The sequence below is a fragment of the Streptomyces sp. CA-111067 genome (genome assembly GCF_050956065.1).
GTDB lineage: Bacteria > Actinomycetota > Actinomycetes > Streptomycetales > Streptomycetaceae > Actinacidiphila.
The window spans coordinates 5,477,782-5,493,455 of record NZ_CP192103.1 but is presented as its reverse complement, the minus strand read 5'-3'; the positions used below and the strand labels follow the sequence as shown (position 1 = coordinate 5,493,455).

Sequence of the window (15,674 nt, the reverse complement as noted above, 5' to 3'; positions counted from 1 at the left end):
GGAGAAACGTGCTCACTTACGACGTACGCATCTACTCAATCGAGACGCGCCGCGACCGACCCAAGCCCTACCGGCTCCGCTGGCTTGTCGGCACCCGAAAGCACTCCAAGAGCTACACCCTGAAAGCCCAAGCCGATGGGCGCCGGTCCGAGCTGATGACCGCACTGCGCAATCAGGAACAGTTCGACGACACCACCGGCCTGCCCGTCTCCGAGCTGCGCGCGAGGCACAGTTCCGTTTCCTGGTACGAGCACGCCCGCGCCTACATCGACCGCAAGTGGGCCGGCGCCCCGGTCAAGAGCCGCAAGGGCTACGCCGATGCGCTGGCGACCATCACGCCCGCCCTCGTCACCAGCACCGCGGGAGCTCCCGCTCCCGCACTGCTGCGAAAGGCCCTATATAGCTGGGCGTTCAACCGGAATCGCTGGTCGGAACAACCGCCGGCCGATGTCGCCACCGCGCTGCGCTGGATCGAGAAGAACTCGCTTCCGGTCTCCGCGCTGGAAGATGCGGCAACACTCCGGCTCGCGCTGGACGCGCTCAGCATGAAGATGGACGGCGCCCCCGCCGCGGCAAGCACCGCCCGCCGCAAGAAAGCCTGCCTGAGCGACGTGCTCGGCATGGCAGCCGAAGCCCGGTACTTCACCACACCGGCCAATCCCCTCAGCGCGGTGAAGTGGCGCGCACCCAAGACCACGGAAACGGTCGATCCGGAGGCAGTCCCGCACCCCGGGCAGGTCGACCTGTTCTTGCGCGAGGTCCGCCGTCAGGGCCCCCGCGGAGAGAAGATGGAGGCGTTCTTCGGCTGCCTGTACTTCGCGGCCATGCGCCCGGCTGAGGCGATGGCCATGCGAGCGGAACAGTGCCACCTGCCGGCAAGCGGTTGGGGCACGCTCGTTCTGCGCGGCGGTGTCGTGCGGGGCGGACGGAGTTGGACCGACGACGGCAGCGCTCACGAGCGGCGCCACCTCAAGGCACGGGCCGCGCAGGACTCCCGGCCGGTGCCCATCCCCCCGAAGTTCGTCGCGCTGCTCCGGCACCACATCGACACCTACGGCACCGCCCCCGACGGCCGGCTGTTCCGCACCGAGCGCGGTGGGATGTTGCAGGAGTCCGGCTACGGCGAGGTGTGGGCCCGCGCACGTCAGGCGGCGCTCGGAGAGACCGCGGGAACCTCGCGGCTGGCTCGACGGCCGTACGACCTGCGTCACGCCGGCGTCTCGCTGTGGCTCAGCTCCGGAGTGGAGCCGATCGAATGCGCGCGCAGGGCAGGGCACTCCGTTGCCGTCCTGTTCCGCGTCTACGCCAAGGTGTTGGCTCAGTCGCAGGACCGGGCCAACCAGAAGATTGACGCCGCCCTGCGCGATTGGGGCGGAGCCCCGCCGTCCCCCGGGGGACACCTGGGGGACACGCGCTGATCAGGGCGTGAGAAACCCTGAAACAAGGTGAGACAAAGCCCTATTTTTCGATCTTCGTTCGAATGAAGGATCCGGGCATGAAAAAACCCTCTCTGATCCAGCGTTCTCGCTGGTCAGAGGGGGTTTCTCCTGAGTGTGGCGGCACGTGGATTCGAACCACGGTAGGCATAGCCGACGGATTTACAGTCCGTTCCCATTGGCCACTCGGGCATACCGCCATGGGACGTCGCCGGGGGACCGGGTGCCGGGGTGCGGCGGGGGTCTTGGCGACGGGGTAAACGATACCTGATGTGCGGGGGTGGTTCGCCACCGGATTGATCAGCGACCGGGGGCGGGTCGGGTGGCTAAGGTGGCGGGGTGGCCCGGGGACGGGCCGCGGAACTGATGGAACACAGTCAAGGAGCCCACTGAAGATGGCCGACTCCAGTTTCGACATCGTCTCGAAGGTCGAGCGGCAGGAGGTCGATAACGCCCTCAACCAGGCCGCCAAGGAGATCTCGCAGCGGTACGACTTCAAGAACGTCGGTGCGTCGATCTCGTGGTCGGGCGAGAAGATCCTGATGGAGGCGAACTCCGAGGAGCGCGTGAAGGCGATCCTGGACGTCTTCGAGACCAAGCTCGTCAAGCGCGGGATCTCGCTCAAGGCGCTGGACGCGGACGAACCGCAGCTGTCCGGCAAGGAGTACAAGATCTTCGCCTCGATCGAGGAGGGCATCTCGCAGGAGAACGCCAAGAAGGTCGCGAAGATCATCCGTGACGAGGGGCCGAAGGGCGTCAAGGCCCAGGTGCAGGGGGACGAGCTGCGGGTCAGCTCGAAGAGCCGGGACGACCTCCAGGCCGTCCAGGCGCTGCTCAAGGGCAAGGACCTGGACTTCGCGCTCCAGTACGTCAACTACCGCTGACGCCGCGGGTGTCCGGCGGTCGTACGGTCGCCGGCGACAACCCGGGCCGACGACGCGCGGCGGCAACCCGGGGCGACCACGCGCGGCGAGGACGCCGAGCGGAAACGGCCGGCGGGGCTGGAACGTCCCCGCCGGCCGCCACCTCCCCGGCCCGCACCCCCGTCACGAGCCGGTACGAGCGGCGGCGCGCCCTCAGGCGCGGCCCGTCGCCCACGGGTGCACCTGCGCGTACTGCTCCTTCCACGTCCCGTACTGCGCGGCCACCGGCGGCGGGAAGACCCCGAGGACCTCGGTGACGCGTTCCGGCGTGGCACCGTCCAGCAGCCAGGGGACGTAGCGCGGTACGAGGCCCATGCCGATCTGGTTGCGCTGGGCGTCGGCGAACCGGGCCCAGTCCACCGGCGGCAGCTCGCGGCCGATGATCGGCAGCGCCTCGTCCTCCTCGTGCACCAGGTGCGCGTTCAGCTCGGTGGCGAAGGCGTCGGCGATGTCGCCGAGGCCGGCGTAACCGCCCTCCTCGTCGGCGAGCGCGGCGTCGATGGCCGTGATCAGCGGGTCGATCCGGCCGTGCTCGGCCTCCATCGCGTCGAGCAGCTCGACGTCGTCGGGCCGGTCGGCCAGCAGCTCGCGCAGCCGGGGCCACAGCACGTCGTCCTCGGCGGTGTGGTGGATGACCAGCAACCGCTTGAACAGGTCCCAGCCGAAGTGGGTGGCCGTCAGCCGGGCCGGGTCGTCGCCGGAGGCCGCCGCCGACTTGGCGATCGTCGCCACATCGCGGCGCAGGCCGTCGTGGAAGGCGTACATCATCGTCAGATCGACCGAGTCGCCCGGTACGTGGGGGCCCGGTACCTGAAGACCGGACGCGCTCTGGCCGGACGCGTTGGGGCCGGACGCGTTCTGCCCGGGTGCGTTCGGGCCCGGTACGTGCGGTGTGGTCATCACATCTCCCTGGAGCCGTCAGTGCGCCGCGAAACACCGTCGCCAGGCAATCGTCGGACACCGGCACGGCCGGTCCGCCGATCCCTCCAGAGGTTTGACCATCATCTGTCGTGGGCGTGACATCCGCCGCCCACCGCGCGCCGCTACGCGCTCTGCAGCTGCTTCACGACCGCCAGCGCGTCGTCGATGTGCCCGCCGATGTTCATCTGCGACGAGAACGCGTGCCGCACGATGCCCTCGCGGTCGATCACGAAGGTGACCCGGCCCGGCAGCACGCCCATCGTGGCGGCGCCGTACTGCTTGCGCACGGTCTTGTCCCGGTCGGCCAGCAGCACGAACGGCAGCTCGTGCCGGCCGGCGAACTTCTCGTGCGACTCCACCGAGTCCGAGCTGATGCCGATCACCTCGGCGCCCGCGTCCGTGAAGTTCTCGTAGCTGTCCCGGAAGCTGCACGCCTCGGCGGTGCAGCCGCGGGTGTTGTCCTTGGGGTAGAAGTACAGGACCACGACCTTCTCGCCCCGGTAGTCGCTGAGCGTCACATTCGCGCCGGACTGGTTGGGGAGAGTGAAGTCGGGGGCCTTGTCTCCGACCTGCGGGGCACTCATGGCGGTCTCCTGGGCTCAGCGGGTGGCGAACGGGCGGTCGGACGGGACGATTTCCTTACCCAGCGGCATCAGTGACAGCGGGATCAGCTTGAAGTTCGCGATGCCGAACGGGATGCCGATGATCGTGATGCACAGCGCGATGCCGGTGAAGATGTGGCCGAGGGCCAGCCACCAGCCGGCCAGGATCACCCACAGCACGTTGCCGACCAGCGAGCCGGCGCCGGCGTCGCGCCGCTCCACGGCGGTGTAGCCGAACGGCCAGAGCGCGTAGATGCCGATCCGGAAGGCGGCGATGCCGAACGGGATGCCGATGATGGTGATGCACAGGATGAGTCCGGCCAGGAAATAGCCGAGGCACATCCAGAGCCCGCACAGCACCAGCCAGATGACGTTCAGGATGGTCTTCATCAGGAGCGGCCTGCCATCTGCTCGAGGCGGGAGATGCGCTCAGCCATCGGGGGATGGGTCGAGAACAGCTTGGAGGCGTCACCCGGCCGGAAGGGATTGGCGATCATCATATGGCTCGCGGTCTCCAGTTGGGGCTTGGGCTGTAGCGGCAACTGCTTCGTGCCGGCGTCGAGCTTGCGCAGCGCGGAGGCCAGCGCGAGCGGGTCGCCGGTCAGCCGGGCCCCCGAGGCGTCGGCCTCGTATTCCCGGGAGCGGGAGACGGCCAGCTGGATGAGGGAGGCGGCCAGCGGGCCGAGGATCATCATCGCGAGCATGCCGAGGATGCCCGGGCCGTCGTCGTCGTCGGAGCGGCCGACCGGGATCAGCCAGGCGAAGTTGGCCAGGAAGACGATCACCGAGGCCAGCGCGCCCGCGACCGAGGAGATCAGGATGTCCCGGTTGTAGACGTGGCTCAGCTCGTGGCCCAGCACTCCGCGCAGCTCGCGCTCGTCGAGGATGCCCAGGATGCCCTGGGTGCAGCAGACCGCCGCGTTGCGCGGGTTGCGGCCGGTGGCGAACGCGTTCGGCGCGTCGGTGGGCGATATGTAGAGCCGGGGCATGGGCTGCCGGGCGGCCGTCGAGAGCTCGCGGACGATCCGGTACATCCCGGGTGCCTCGAACTCGCTGACCGGGCGGGCGTGCATGGCCCGGAGCGCCAGCTTGTCGCTGTTCCAGTACGCGTACGCGTTGGTGCCCAGGGCGATCACCAGCGCGATGATGAGCCCCGTTCGGCCGAAAAAGCTGCCGATGACCAGGATGAGTGCGGACAGCCCGCCGAGGAGTACGGCGGTCTTCAGCCCGTTGTGCCGGCGGTGCACGGTGCGCCCTCCTAAGTGTGCGGTGGGGGAACCTCTCCCCCTCAGGAGAACCTCCTACCCAGGCCAACGCCACCCGAGCGCCGCTGGTTCCCACCCGGGCACGGACAGCGACCGGGGCCGGGCGGGGGCCCGCCGGATCAGAGCAGGGTGCCCTGGGCGTAGCGCAGCACGATCTGCGGCGCCCCGGAGAGCACGATTCCGGCCACGGCGGTCAGCGCGATGGCCGCGGTGAGGCCGACCGGGGTACGGACGGCGACGGCGACGGGCCCGCCGGCCGCGACCGGGGCCCCGGCGGGGACCGAACCCGGGGCACCTGCCGAACCCCCGGCGGAAGCCGCGCCCGCGCCGGAACCCGCGCCCCCCACCCCCTCCGCCGGCGGGGCGAAGAGCAGCCCCGTCCACCGCACGTAGTACACGAGCGCGATGACGACGTTCACCGCCATGATCACCGCGAGCCACCCGTGCTGCGCCCCGACCGCCGACGAGAACACCGCGACCTTCGCGAAGAGCCCGATCACGCCGGGCGGCAGCCCGGCCAGGCAGAGCAGGAAGAAGCCGAGCGCGAGCGCGGCGAGCGGCCGGGACGCGAACAGCCCCCGGTAGTCGTCCAGCCGGCCCTCCGGGGCGCCCCGCGAGACCAGTGCGGCCACCGCGAAGGCGCCCAGGTTCACCACGCTGTACATCAGCGCGTACGCCACGGTGGTGCCGATCTCGTGCGCCGCCCCCGCCTTGGGCCCGGTACCGGTCGCCGAGGACGCGGCGGCCAGCGGCACCAGCAGGTAGCCCGCCTGGCCGATCGAGGACCAGGCGAGCAGCCGTACGGCGCTGCGCGCGGTGTCGGTCCGCTGCCGGAGCGCGCCGACGTTGCCGACCGTCATGGTGAGCGCGGCCAGCACGCCGACCGCCGGGCCCCAGACGTCGTGGTAGGGCCGGAACGCCACCACCGTGACCAGGATCAGCCCGGAGAAGCCGGCCGCCTTGCCGACCACGGACAGGTAGGCGGCGACCGGCAGCGGTGCGCCCGCGTAGGTGTCGGGCACCCAGAAGTGGAACGGGGCCACGGCGAGCTTGAAGGCGAAGCCCACCAGCGTCAGGGCGGCGCCGGCCTTCGCCAGGGTGTCGAGCTGCCCGCTGACGTGGCCGAGGCCGTCGGCGACCTGCGCCAGGTTGAGGGTGCCGGTGGCGGCGTAGACGAAGCTGATGCCGAGCAGCGAGACGGCGGTGGCCGTCACCGAGGACAGGAAGAACTTCAGCGCGGCCTCGCTGGCGAGCCGGTCGCCGCGGCGCAGCGCGACCAGCGCGAACGCGGGCAGCGTGGTGACCTCAAGGGCGACCAGCAGGGTGGCCAGGTCCCTGGAGGCGGGCAGCAGGGCGGCGCCCGCGGCCGAGGAGAGCAGCAGGAACCAGTACTCGCCCACCGGGAGGTCGTCGGTGCTGATCGACAGCAGCGCGGTGAGCAGCCCGCCGCCCAGGACCAGGGCCTGGATGACGAGGGTGAAGTGATCGGCGGCGTAGGAACATGATGCACCGCCGGTCTGACAGAACGTGCTGCGGTGGCCGTCGCGCAGCGGGATCAGGGTGGCCGCGGCGGCGGCGAAGCCCGCGGCGGCGACCCAGCCGAGCAGCGCCTTGCGGTCGGCCGGCAGGAAGAGGTCGGCGACCAGGACGGCCAGCGCGAGCGCGGCCGGGATGACCACCGGGGTCAGGGCCGTCCAGTCGACGGACTGCACGAGGGACGGCATCAGTTGCCTCCGAGCAGGGTGCGGACGGCCGGATCGGTGAGGCCGAGCAGCGCGGCGGGCCACAGCCCGGCCACGACGGTGAGCGCGGCCAGCGGCGTCCAGGCGGCGAATTCGAAGCCCCGCACGTCGGCCGGCGCGGGCCGCAGCTCGGCGGTCTCGCGGTCGCCCATGCAGACCCGGCGGACGACGGTGAGCAGGTAGCCGGCGGTCAGCAGGGTGCCGAACGCGGCGACGGCGGTGAAGGTGAGGTAGGCGGGGCGGCTGAGGCCGTCGCCGGGTTTGAACGCGCCGAACATCGACAGCATCTCGCCCCAGAACCCGGCCAGGCCCGGCAGCCCGAGGGAGGCGACCGCGGCGAACGCGAGCAGGCCGCCGAGCCGCGGCGCCCGGCCGTAGAGCGCGGCGCCGCCGCGGCCGGCCAGCTGGTCGAGGTCGGTGGAGCCGTAGCGGTCCTTGACCGCGCCGACCAGGAAGAACAGCAGGCCGGTGATCAGGCCGTGGGCGATGTTGGCGAACAGCGCGCCGTTGACGCCGGTGCGGGTCATCGAGGCGATGCCGAGCAGGACGAAGCCCATGTGGCCGACCGAGGAGTAGGCGATCAGCCGTTTGAGGTCGCCGCCGTTGCCCTGCCGGGCCAGCGCGAGGCAGGCCAGCGATCCGTAGACGATGCCGACGACCGCGAAGGCGGCCAGGTACGGGGCGAAGGTGTGCATGCCCTCGGGCGCCATCGGCAGCACGATCCTGACGAGACCGTAGGTGCCCATCTTCAGCAGCACGCCCGCGAGCAGCACCGATCCGACGGTGGGGGCGGCGGTGTGGGCGTCGGGCAGCCAGCTGTGCAGCGGCCACATCGGGGCCTTCACGGCCAGGCCGAGGCCGATCGCGAGGACGGCGATCAGTTGCGTGGAGTGACTGAGGTGTGACCCGTTGTCAGTGGCCAGTGTCACCATGTTGAACGTGCCCGCCTTCACGCCGATGAGGAGCAGGCCGAGCAGCATGATCACGGAGCCGAGGAGGGTGTAGACGATGAACCGCAGGGCCGACTTCTCCCGGGCCCCGCCGCCCCAGCGGGCGATGAGGAAGTACATCGGGATCAGCACGGTCTCGAAAGCGAGGAAGAACAGGATCAGGTCGAGGGCGGCGAAGGTGGCGAGGGTGCCGCTCTCCAGGATCAGCAGCAGGGCGACGAAGCCCTTGGGGCCGGGGCCCTCGGGCATTTTGAACAGGCTGTAGAGCGCGCAGAGGAAGGTCAGCAGCGCGGTCAGTACCAGAAGGGGGAGCGAGATGCCGTCGATGCCGAAGTGGAGATGGATCCGCAGCGCGGGGATCCAGTTGACGTCCGTGCTGGCCTGCATCTTCGCCGGGTGGTCATGGTCGAAGCCGATCGCGAGCACGATCGACAGGACCAGCACCATGCCGGAGAAGGACACGCCGTGGCCGCGGACGGCCTGGTCGGGGGTGAGGCCGAAGCGGAAGATCCGCGGCACCGGCAGCACCGCGCCCAGCGCGCCGAGCAGCGGGAGGACGACGATAGCCAGCAGTACGTACTGGAGTGCGGTGTCGTTCACTGGATCTCACGTTCCCACGGCGACGAGGACGGCGAGCACGACCGCACCGGCCAGCAGCGCGCTGAGGTAGGTCTGGACGTTTCCGGTCTGGGCCTTGCGGACGGCCGCGCCGAGCAGCCGCGGGGTGCCGGCCGCGCCCTTGATCCAGGTCTCGACGACCTCGTGGTCGAGGAAGCGGACCAGGTTCGCGGCGGCCAGCACCGGGCGGACGAACAGCGCGCCGTACAGGGCGTCGAGGTCGAAGCCGCGGGCGGCGGGGCCGTGCAGCGGGCCGAGCAGCAGCCGGCCGGGGTCGCCCGGGTCGTCGGCGCCGCCGGCGTCGCCGTAGATCTCCTGGTGGGCGTCGATGGCCTCGGCCTCGATCTCCTCGGGTTCGGCGCCGGGGTCGGTGGTGACGGCGCCGAGCGGGACGGCCTGCCGGGTGGCGGTGGTCGCCGACCAGGCGCCGTAGGTGATGACGAGGCCGACCAGGGCCAGTCCGGTACCGAGGACGGAGGTGATCAGGGTGGGGGCCAGCGGGGTGCCGCCGAACCAGTCGGGCAGCTTGCGGTAGGCCAGGCCGCCGAAGGCGAGGCTGGGGATCGCGAGCACCCACAGCACGGTGGTCATGGCGACCGGCTGCCTGCCGTGGTCGGCGACCTGCGGGCCGCGGCCGCGGAAGGCGAGCAGGAAGAGCCGGCCTGCGTAGCAGCCGGTGAGGACGGCGGCGGCCAGGCCGGCCACCAGGATCGTCCAGCCGACGGCCTGCGGGACGTGGGCGGTGTCACCGGAGGAGGCGTGCTCGGCGGCGCGCAGCACCGACTCCTTGGAGAAGAAGCCGGACAGCGGAGGGAGGGCGGCGAGCGCGGCCAGGGCGATGCCCATCGTCCACATGGCGTCGGGCACCCGCTTGGCCAGGCCGCCCATGCGGGACATGGCGGTCAGCGAGTTGGTGCCGGAGGCGTGGATGACGGCGCCGGCACCCAGGAAGAGCAGCGCCTTGAAGGCGCCGTGCGAGAGGAGGTGGAAGACGGCGGCGTCCCGGTCGCCGACGGCCAGCGCGCCGGCCATGTAGCCGAGCTGACCGATCGTGGAGTAGGCGAGCACCCGTTTGATGTCGTCCTGGGCGAGGGCGGCGAGACCGGAGCCGATCATCGTCACGGCGGCCATCGCGGCGAGCACGGCCAGCGCGGCGGCGGACGCGGTGAACACCGGCAGCAGCCTGGCCACCAGGTAGATGCCGGCCGCCACCATGGTCGCGGCGTGGATCAGCGCGGACACCGGGGTCGGGCCTGCCATCGCGTCGGGCAGCCAGGTGTGCAGCGGGAACTGCGCGGACTTGCCGGCCACCCCGGCGAGCAGCAGCAGGGCGATCACCGTGGGGTGGTGCAGCTGGCCGTGCGCGGCGGCGTCGAGGATCCGGCTGATCCGGAAGCTGTGGGCGTCGGCGGCGAGGGCGAACACGCCGATCAGGAAGGGGACGTCGCCGAGCTTGGTGACCAGGAACGCCTTGATGGAGGCGGCGCGGGCGGTCTCGGTCTCCCAGTGGTGGCCGACAAGGAAGTACGAGCAGATGCCCATCACCTCCCAGCCGACCAGCAGCACCATCAGGTCGCCGGAGTAGACGACGAGCAGCATGGCGGCGGTGAACAGCGAGACCAGCGCCGCATAGGACGGATAGCGCGGATCGTCGCGCAGATAGGCGGTGGAGTAGATCTGCACGCAGGTGGCGACCAGGCCGACGAGGACGGCGATCAGGACGGCGAAGCCGTCCAGGTGCAGGGCGAGGTCGATCGGCGCGGCGCCGGTCACGGTGAGCCGGTGCGAGGCGTCGGTGGGGTCGCCGGTGCCCTGCCGGGCGGCCACGACCACCGCGACGGCGAACGCGGCGAGGGTGGGCAGGACGGCCAGCGGCCGGACGAAGCCGGGGGCGTGCCGGCCGAGCAGCAGTCCGGCTGCCGCGCCCAGGAAAGGCAGGAGGGGGACGAGCACGGCAAGGGCGGTCAGGGTCACGCGGTGGCCTCTGCCTTCTCGTCGTCGGGCCCGGTTCCGGTGCGGGGGTCGGCGCCGCCGCCGTCCGCCGGTTCGGGGCCGGGACCTGGGCCGGAACCGGGACCGGGGCCGCCGTCGGCCAGGCCGGTGAGGCGGTCGATGGCGGAGGTGCCGCGGTTGCGGTAGACGAGCAGCACGATCGCCAGGCCGAGGCCGATCTCGGCGGCGGCGATGGTGATGGTGAACAGGGTCAGCGCCTGGCCCGAGTGGAGGGAGTCGCGCAGCCAGACGTCGAAGGCGACCAGGTTGAGGTTGACGGCGTTGAGCATGAGCTCGACGGACATCAGGACGAGGATCGCGTTGCGGCGGGCGAGCACGCCGTAGACGCCGACGCAGAAGAGGAGGGCGGCGAGGACGGCCGGGTAGGCGAGGTGCATCAGTTCTCCCCGCTGTTCTGGCCGCGGACGGGGCTGCCGCCGGCCTCCTGCTGCGGGCCGTCCCGCCGGGAGAGCACGATCGCGCCGACCAGCGCCGCCAGCAGCAGCACCGACAGCGCCTCGAACGGCAGCACCCAGTGCCGGAACAGGCTCACGCCGGTGGCCTTGGAGGAGCCCTGGACGACGCCGTGCAGGTTGATCCAGGTGGACCGGAAGGCGTCCACGACCACCCACACCAGGGTGGCCGCGGCGGCCAGTGCCACGCCGAGCGCGACCCAGCGGTTCTCCGAGTCGGTGTCAGGGGACCGCCCGATCGGCGCTTTCGTCAGCATCAGGCCGAACAGCAGCAGGATGACGACCGAGCCCACGTAGATCAGTACCTGCACCCACGCGATGAACTCGGCGGTGAGCAGCAGGTACTCCACGGCGAGGCCGCCGAGCGCCACGACCAGCCACAGGGCGGCGTGCACGAGCTGCCGGGTGGTGACGGTGAGCAGGGCGGCGCCGAGGGTGGCGAGGCCGACCAGGACGAAGGTGATCTCGACGCCGGTCGGGGACAGGAAGCCGGGGTGGCCGGCGCCGGCGAGCTGCGGCACGACGTGGTTCACGCGCCCTCCTCCCCCGGCCCGGCGGGCGACCCCGGTCCGGCGGCGGTCCCCGGTCCGGCCGGCGGCGCCTGCGCCGCCTCCGCCTTCGCCGCCGACTTGCGGGCCGCGGCGATCTCCTTGGGCTCCTCGGCCGCCGGGTCGAGCGCGGGCGGCGCCGGCACCGTCCACATCCACTCGCGCAGCTTGTCGCGCTCGTGGGTGAGGTCGAGGATGTCGGTCTCGGCGTACTCGAACTCCGGTGACCAGAAGAGGGCGTCGAACGGGCACACCTCGATGCAGATGCCGCAGTACATGCACAGCGAGAAGTCGATGGCGAAGCGGTCGAGCACGTTGCGGCTGCGCTCGCGCCCGCCCGGCGCGGCGGCCGGCATCGTCTCCTTGTGCGAGTCGATGTAGATGCACCAGTCGGGGCACTCGCGGGCGCACAGCATGCAGACCGTGCAGTTCTCCTCGAACAGCGCGATCACGCCCCGGCTGCGCGGGGGCAGTTCGGGCAGGGCGTCGGGGTACTGGGCGGTGACGGTGCGCTTCGTCATGGTCCGCAGCGTGACGGCCAGGCCCTTGGCCAGGCCGGATCCGGGGATACGGGAGGTGCCGGAGGCACGGGAGGTGCCGGAGCTACCGGGGGGAGGGGCCATGGCTTAGGAGATCACCACCTTGACGACGCCGGTCAGGGCGATCTGGGCGAGGGAGAGCGGGATGAGCACGGTCCAGGCGAGTTTCTGCAGCTGGTCCTCGCGCAGTCGCGGGTAGCTGACCCGCAGCCAGATCACCACGAAGGCGAGCAGGCCGGTCTTGACCAGCGTCCACAGCCAGCCGACGCTGCCGGCCCACGGGCCGTGCCAGCCGCCGAGGAACAGCACGGCGGTCAGCGCGCACAGCACGACGATGCCGGCGTACTCGGCGAGCAGGAACAGCGCGAAGCGCAGGCCGGTGTACTCGGTGTACGCGCCGAAGATGATCTCGGAGTCGGCGACGGGCATGTCGAACGGGGGGCGTTGGAGCTCGGCGAGGCCGGCGGTGAAGAAGACGACGGCGCCGACGAGCTGCCAGGGCGTCCACCACCAGTGGTACGCCGAGACGATGCCGGGCAGTGAGACGGTGCCGGCCGCCATCGCCACCGAGGCGGCGGTGAGCAGCAGCGGCAGCTCGTACGCCATCAGCTGGGCGGCGGTGCGCAGGCCCCCGAGCAGCGAGTACTTGTTGGCCGACGCCCAGCCCGCCATGAGCGAGCCGAGGACGCCGACGCCCATCACGGCGAGGACGAAGACCAGCCCGGCGTCCAGGGCCTGCCCGACGAAGCCGTGCGGGCCGACCGGGATCGCGATCAGGACGACGAGGTAGGGGAGGAGGGCGACGGCCGGCGCGAGCTGGAAGACCTTGCGGTCGGCCTCGGCCGGGACGATGTCCTCCTTCTGGGCGAACTTCACGCCGTCGGCGACGAGCTGCGCCCAGCCGTGGAACCCGCCGGCGTACATCGGCCCGAGCCGCCCCTGCATGTGCGCCATGACCTTGTGCTCGGCCTGCCCGACGACGAGCGGCAGCACGAGGAACGCGACGAGCACGGCAACCAGCCGCAGCACCACGTCCAACACGTCGTTCACGCCCCGTCCCCCCTGTCGGGCTCCGGCCCCGGCTCGCCGCCTCCGGCGGAGGGACCGGCCGACCCTGCGGGCGGCTCGCCGCCTTCGGCGGGAGGCTGCGGGGTGCGCTTCCGCGGCGGGGTCTCCGCCGCATCGGCCGGGGCCTCACCACCTGCGGCGGGCGGTTCGGGCGCAGGCCGTTCGGCCTCGCCAACCGGCGGCACCGTGCCCTCCGCCGCATCGGCCCGGGCCTCGCCGCCTCCGGCGGGCGCTTCGGGCGCAGGCCGTTTGGCCTCGCCAACCGGCGGCACCGTGCCATCGGCCGCATCGGCCGGGGCCTCGCCGCCTCCGGCGGGCGCTTCGGGCGCAGACCGTTCGGCCTCGCCGACCGGCGGCACCGTGCCCTCCGGCGCATCGGCCCCGGCCTCGCCACCTGCGGCGGGCGGTTCGGGCGCAGACCGTTCGGCCTCGCCAACCGGCGGCACCGTGCCCTCCGGCGCAGCCGGCTTCTCCGTCTGCTTCTCTGCCGGCTTCTCCGTCTGCTGCTGCCACGGCGCGTCCGGGGTGCGCCCGGGTGACGGCGGTGGCGCGGGCTGATCCGTGGCGGGCGGCTGAGCGGCCGGCGACGGTGGCTGCTGGGTCGTCGAACCCTCGGACGCCGTGCGGGTGCGGCGCGGCGGGCGGGCGGCGGCGCCTGCGGCACGCGCCGGGCGGGGGGTACGGGCGGGGGCCGGGGGGAGTTGGCCCTTCAGGGGGCCCCACTCGTTGGGGTCGGGGACGCCGGGGGGCTGCATCTGGCGGCGCTTCGGGCCGCCGTCGTGCGACTCGCCGGGCTCCTTCGCGCCCGGCCACGCCTTGGCGACCCGGGCCGCCAGGACGAAGTCCTTGCGCAGCGGGTGGCCCTCGAACTCCTCGGGCAGCAGCAGTGGCGCCAGGTGCGGGTGGCCGGTGAAGGCGACGCCGAACATCTCGTGGGTCTCCCGCTCGTGCCAGCCCGCGCCCGCGTAGACGCCGGTCGCGGTGGGCAGTTCGGGCGTGTCGTGCGGGACGGTGGTGCGGATCAGCAGCCGCGCGGGCGCGGCGCCGGGCGCGCCGACAGCCACGACGTGCGCGCAGACCCGGAAGCCGGTGCCGGGCTCGTCCACCGCGCTCAGCCAGTCGAAGAAGGTGCAGCCGAGCGTGTCGCGGGCGGTGCCGAGGGCCGCGAGCCAGCCGGCCGCGGGCACGTCGACGGTGAGCAGGCCGTACGCCTCCTCGCCGACCGCGCCGTCGCCGAACACCTCCGCCGCCCGCTCGGGCAGCAGGTCGAACCCGGTCACCGCTCCCCCGCCTCCGGCGCGGCACTGCCGGAACCCGACCCGCCATCGCCCGGCGCAACCACCGGCCCACCAGCCGCCCCGGCCCCGCCGCCAGGCAGCGACCCGCCCGCGGTGCCGGCCGCACCCCCGGCGGGCGGCTGCGCCAGGCCGCTGGTCAGAGCGCGCGCGGACGCCCGCGCCCGGCGGCCGGTACCCGGACGCGAACCGGCACCCGCGCCGGAGGCGTCCCCGTACCGCTCCGCCAGCGACTCCCGCGCGATCTTCTCCTGGAGCTTCAGGATGCCCTGGAGCAGCGCCTCGGGCCGCGGCGGGCAGCCGGGCACGTACACGTCGACCGGGATGATCTGGTCGACGCCCTTGGTGACGGAGTACGAGTCCCAGTAGGGGCCGCCGCAGTTGGAGCAGGCGCCGAACGAGATCACGTACTTCGGCTCGGGCATCTGCTCGTACAGCCGCTTCACCGCCGGCGCCATCTTGTCGGTGACGGTGCCGGAGACGACCATCAGGTCCGCCTGCCGGGGCCCGGGCGCGAACGGGATCACGCCGAGCCTGATGAAGTCGTGCCGGGACATCGACGCGGCGATGAACTCGATCGCGCAGCAGGCCAGGCCGAAGTTGAAGACCCACAGGCTGTAGCGGCGGCCCCAGTTGAGCACCACCTTCATCGGCTGCGGCGCCAGCCGGGCCAGCGGCCCGAGCCTGCGCGGCTCCGGCAGCAGCACCGGGGCGGCCTCGGCCGCCGCGCCGATCGCCGGCTCGTGGCCGCCGTGCGTCACGTCCATTCCAGTACGCCCTTCTTCCAGGCGTAGAGCAGCCCGACGGCCAGGAAGCCGAGGAAGACGAACATCTCCACCAGCGTGGCGCCGCCGAAGCCGGGCGCGGCGAAGACCGTGGCCCACGGGAACAGGAAGATCGCGTCCACCGCGAAGATCACGTAGAGGAAGGAGTACACGTAGTACCGGATCTGGGTGTGCGCCCAGCCCTCGCCTACCGGGTCGACCCCGCACTCGTAGGTGAGCATCTTCTCCCGCGTCGGCACGACCGGCCGCAGCAGGCGGCCGGCGGCGAAAGCGACGGTCACGAAGAGCACACCGACGACCACGACCAGGCCGACGACCGAGTACCCGTGGAAGTAGTCCACGTCCGTCCGCCCCTCGCCCATTCGTTTGACCGGTGGTGTCCAGCGATCCGGCGGGAGCGGGTCCCCGCGGAGGAATCCGTTCCGGATGGATCTTTAGACGATCTATACCGAGGAGGAGTCTAGGCCCTGGCTTCACCGTTACCAGCCCCTGGTGACGCTCGCCGGCCGAGCTGGGG

At 72.0% G+C, this 15,674-nt stretch carries 16 protein-coding genes and 1 tRNA gene; 2 read left to right on the top strand and 15 right to left on the bottom strand.

Translation table 11 applies throughout. The features are described from left to right. Window positions 1-8 precede the first annotated feature (8 nt). Window positions 9-1,418: a tyrosine-type recombinase/integrase gene (locus ACQPW6_RS24105; RefSeq protein ID WP_433891760.1), complete on the top strand. Its 1,410-nt coding sequence runs from the start codon at window positions 9-11 to the stop codon at window positions 1,416-1,418. A gap of 136 nt (window positions 1,419-1,554) precedes the next feature. Here ACQPW6_RS24105 and ACQPW6_RS24100 read toward each other — a convergent pair. Further along, window positions 1,555-1,636 (bottom strand) — tRNA-Tyr (locus ACQPW6_RS24100). Between the two features lie 195 nt (window positions 1,637-1,831). On the opposite strand from ACQPW6_RS24100, the gene ACQPW6_RS24095 reads away from it, so the two are divergent. Next, a complete protein-coding gene (locus ACQPW6_RS24095) occupies window positions 1,832-2,320 on the top strand; it encodes a YajQ family cyclic di-GMP-binding protein (protein ID WP_433891759.1) in 489 nt (162 codons plus the stop codon). A gap of 192 nt (window positions 2,321-2,512) precedes the next feature. Here the strand turns inward: ACQPW6_RS24095 and ACQPW6_RS24090 are convergent, their stop codons facing one another. From ACQPW6_RS24090 to ACQPW6_RS24025, 14 genes are all read right to left on the bottom strand, one after another. Further along, window positions 2,513-3,259 (bottom strand): hemerythrin domain-containing protein, encoded by a 747-nt coding sequence (locus ACQPW6_RS24090; protein WP_433891758.1) that lies wholly within the window; start codon window positions 3,257-3,259, stop codon window positions 2,513-2,515. 143 nt (window positions 3,260-3,402) lie between these two features. Continuing rightward, window positions 3,403-3,864, bottom strand: coding sequence for a peroxiredoxin (locus tag ACQPW6_RS24085; RefSeq protein ID WP_433891757.1), 462 nt, complete (start codon window positions 3,862-3,864; stop codon window positions 3,403-3,405). 15 nt (window positions 3,865-3,879) lie between these two features. Beyond that, window positions 3,880-4,272 carry a YccF domain-containing protein gene (locus tag ACQPW6_RS24080; protein WP_433891756.1) on the bottom strand — a complete coding sequence of 131 codons (393 nt, stop codon included), beginning with the start codon at window positions 4,270-4,272 and terminating at the stop codon, window positions 3,880-3,882. Continuing rightward, window positions 4,272-5,129, bottom strand: a complete 858-nt coding sequence (gene htpX, locus ACQPW6_RS24075) for a zinc metalloprotease HtpX (RefSeq protein ID WP_433891755.1) — start codon at window positions 5,127-5,129, stop codon at window positions 4,272-4,274. The genes ACQPW6_RS24080 and htpX overlap by 1 nt, the downstream gene beginning before the upstream one ends. A 137-nt stretch (window positions 5,130-5,266) precedes the next feature. Continuing rightward, a complete protein-coding gene (locus ACQPW6_RS24070) occupies window positions 5,267-6,871 on the bottom strand; it encodes an NADH-quinone oxidoreductase subunit N (RefSeq protein ID WP_433891754.1) in 1,605 nt (534 codons plus the stop codon). After that, window positions 6,871-8,439, bottom strand: a complete 1,569-nt coding sequence (locus tag ACQPW6_RS24065; RefSeq protein ID WP_433891753.1) for a complex I subunit 4 family protein — start codon at window positions 8,437-8,439, stop codon at window positions 6,871-6,873. Before ACQPW6_RS24065 ends, ACQPW6_RS24070 begins: the two co-directional genes overlap by 1 nt. Window positions 8,440-8,445: 6 nt before the next feature. Continuing rightward, window positions 8,446-10,431 carry an NADH-quinone oxidoreductase subunit 5 family protein gene (locus tag ACQPW6_RS24060; protein ID WP_433891752.1) on the bottom strand — a complete coding sequence of 662 codons (1,986 nt, stop codon included), beginning with the start codon at window positions 10,429-10,431 and terminating at the stop codon, window positions 8,446-8,448. Continuing rightward, window positions 10,428-10,847 (bottom strand): NADH-quinone oxidoreductase subunit NuoK, encoded by a 420-nt coding sequence (gene nuoK, locus ACQPW6_RS24055; RefSeq protein WP_433891751.1) that lies wholly within the window; start codon window positions 10,845-10,847, stop codon window positions 10,428-10,430. Before nuoK ends, ACQPW6_RS24060 begins: the two co-directional genes overlap by 4 nt. After that, complete coding sequence (locus tag ACQPW6_RS24050; RefSeq protein WP_433891750.1) at window positions 10,847-11,455, bottom strand: NADH-quinone oxidoreductase subunit J family protein; 609 nt, start codon at window positions 11,453-11,455, stop codon at window positions 10,847-10,849. The genes nuoK and ACQPW6_RS24050 overlap by 1 nt, the downstream gene beginning before the upstream one ends. Then, window positions 11,452-12,093: a NuoI/complex I 23 kDa subunit family protein gene (locus tag ACQPW6_RS24045; protein ID WP_433891749.1), complete on the bottom strand. Its 642-nt coding sequence runs from the start codon at window positions 12,091-12,093 to the stop codon at window positions 11,452-11,454. Before ACQPW6_RS24045 ends, ACQPW6_RS24050 begins: the two co-directional genes overlap by 4 nt. Before the next feature lie 3 nt (window positions 12,094-12,096). Beyond that, window positions 12,097-13,059: a complex I subunit 1/NuoH family protein gene (locus ACQPW6_RS24040; protein WP_433891748.1), complete on the bottom strand. Its 963-nt coding sequence runs from the start codon at window positions 13,057-13,059 to the stop codon at window positions 12,097-12,099. Continuing rightward, window positions 13,056-14,357 (bottom strand): NADH-quinone oxidoreductase subunit C, encoded by a 1,302-nt coding sequence (locus ACQPW6_RS24035; protein WP_433891747.1) that lies wholly within the window; start codon window positions 14,355-14,357, stop codon window positions 13,056-13,058. The genes ACQPW6_RS24040 and ACQPW6_RS24035 overlap by 4 nt, the downstream gene beginning before the upstream one ends. Further along, window positions 14,354-15,139 carry an NADH-quinone oxidoreductase subunit B gene (locus tag ACQPW6_RS24030; RefSeq protein ID WP_433891746.1) on the bottom strand — a complete coding sequence of 262 codons (786 nt, stop codon included), beginning with the start codon at window positions 15,137-15,139 and terminating at the stop codon, window positions 14,354-14,356. Before ACQPW6_RS24030 ends, ACQPW6_RS24035 begins: the two co-directional genes overlap by 4 nt. Continuing rightward, window positions 15,130-15,519: an NADH-quinone oxidoreductase subunit A gene (locus ACQPW6_RS24025; protein WP_433891745.1), complete on the bottom strand. Its 390-nt coding sequence runs from the start codon at window positions 15,517-15,519 to the stop codon at window positions 15,130-15,132. Before ACQPW6_RS24025 ends, ACQPW6_RS24030 begins: the two co-directional genes overlap by 10 nt. Between the last annotated feature and the right edge of the window lie 155 nt (window positions 15,520-15,674).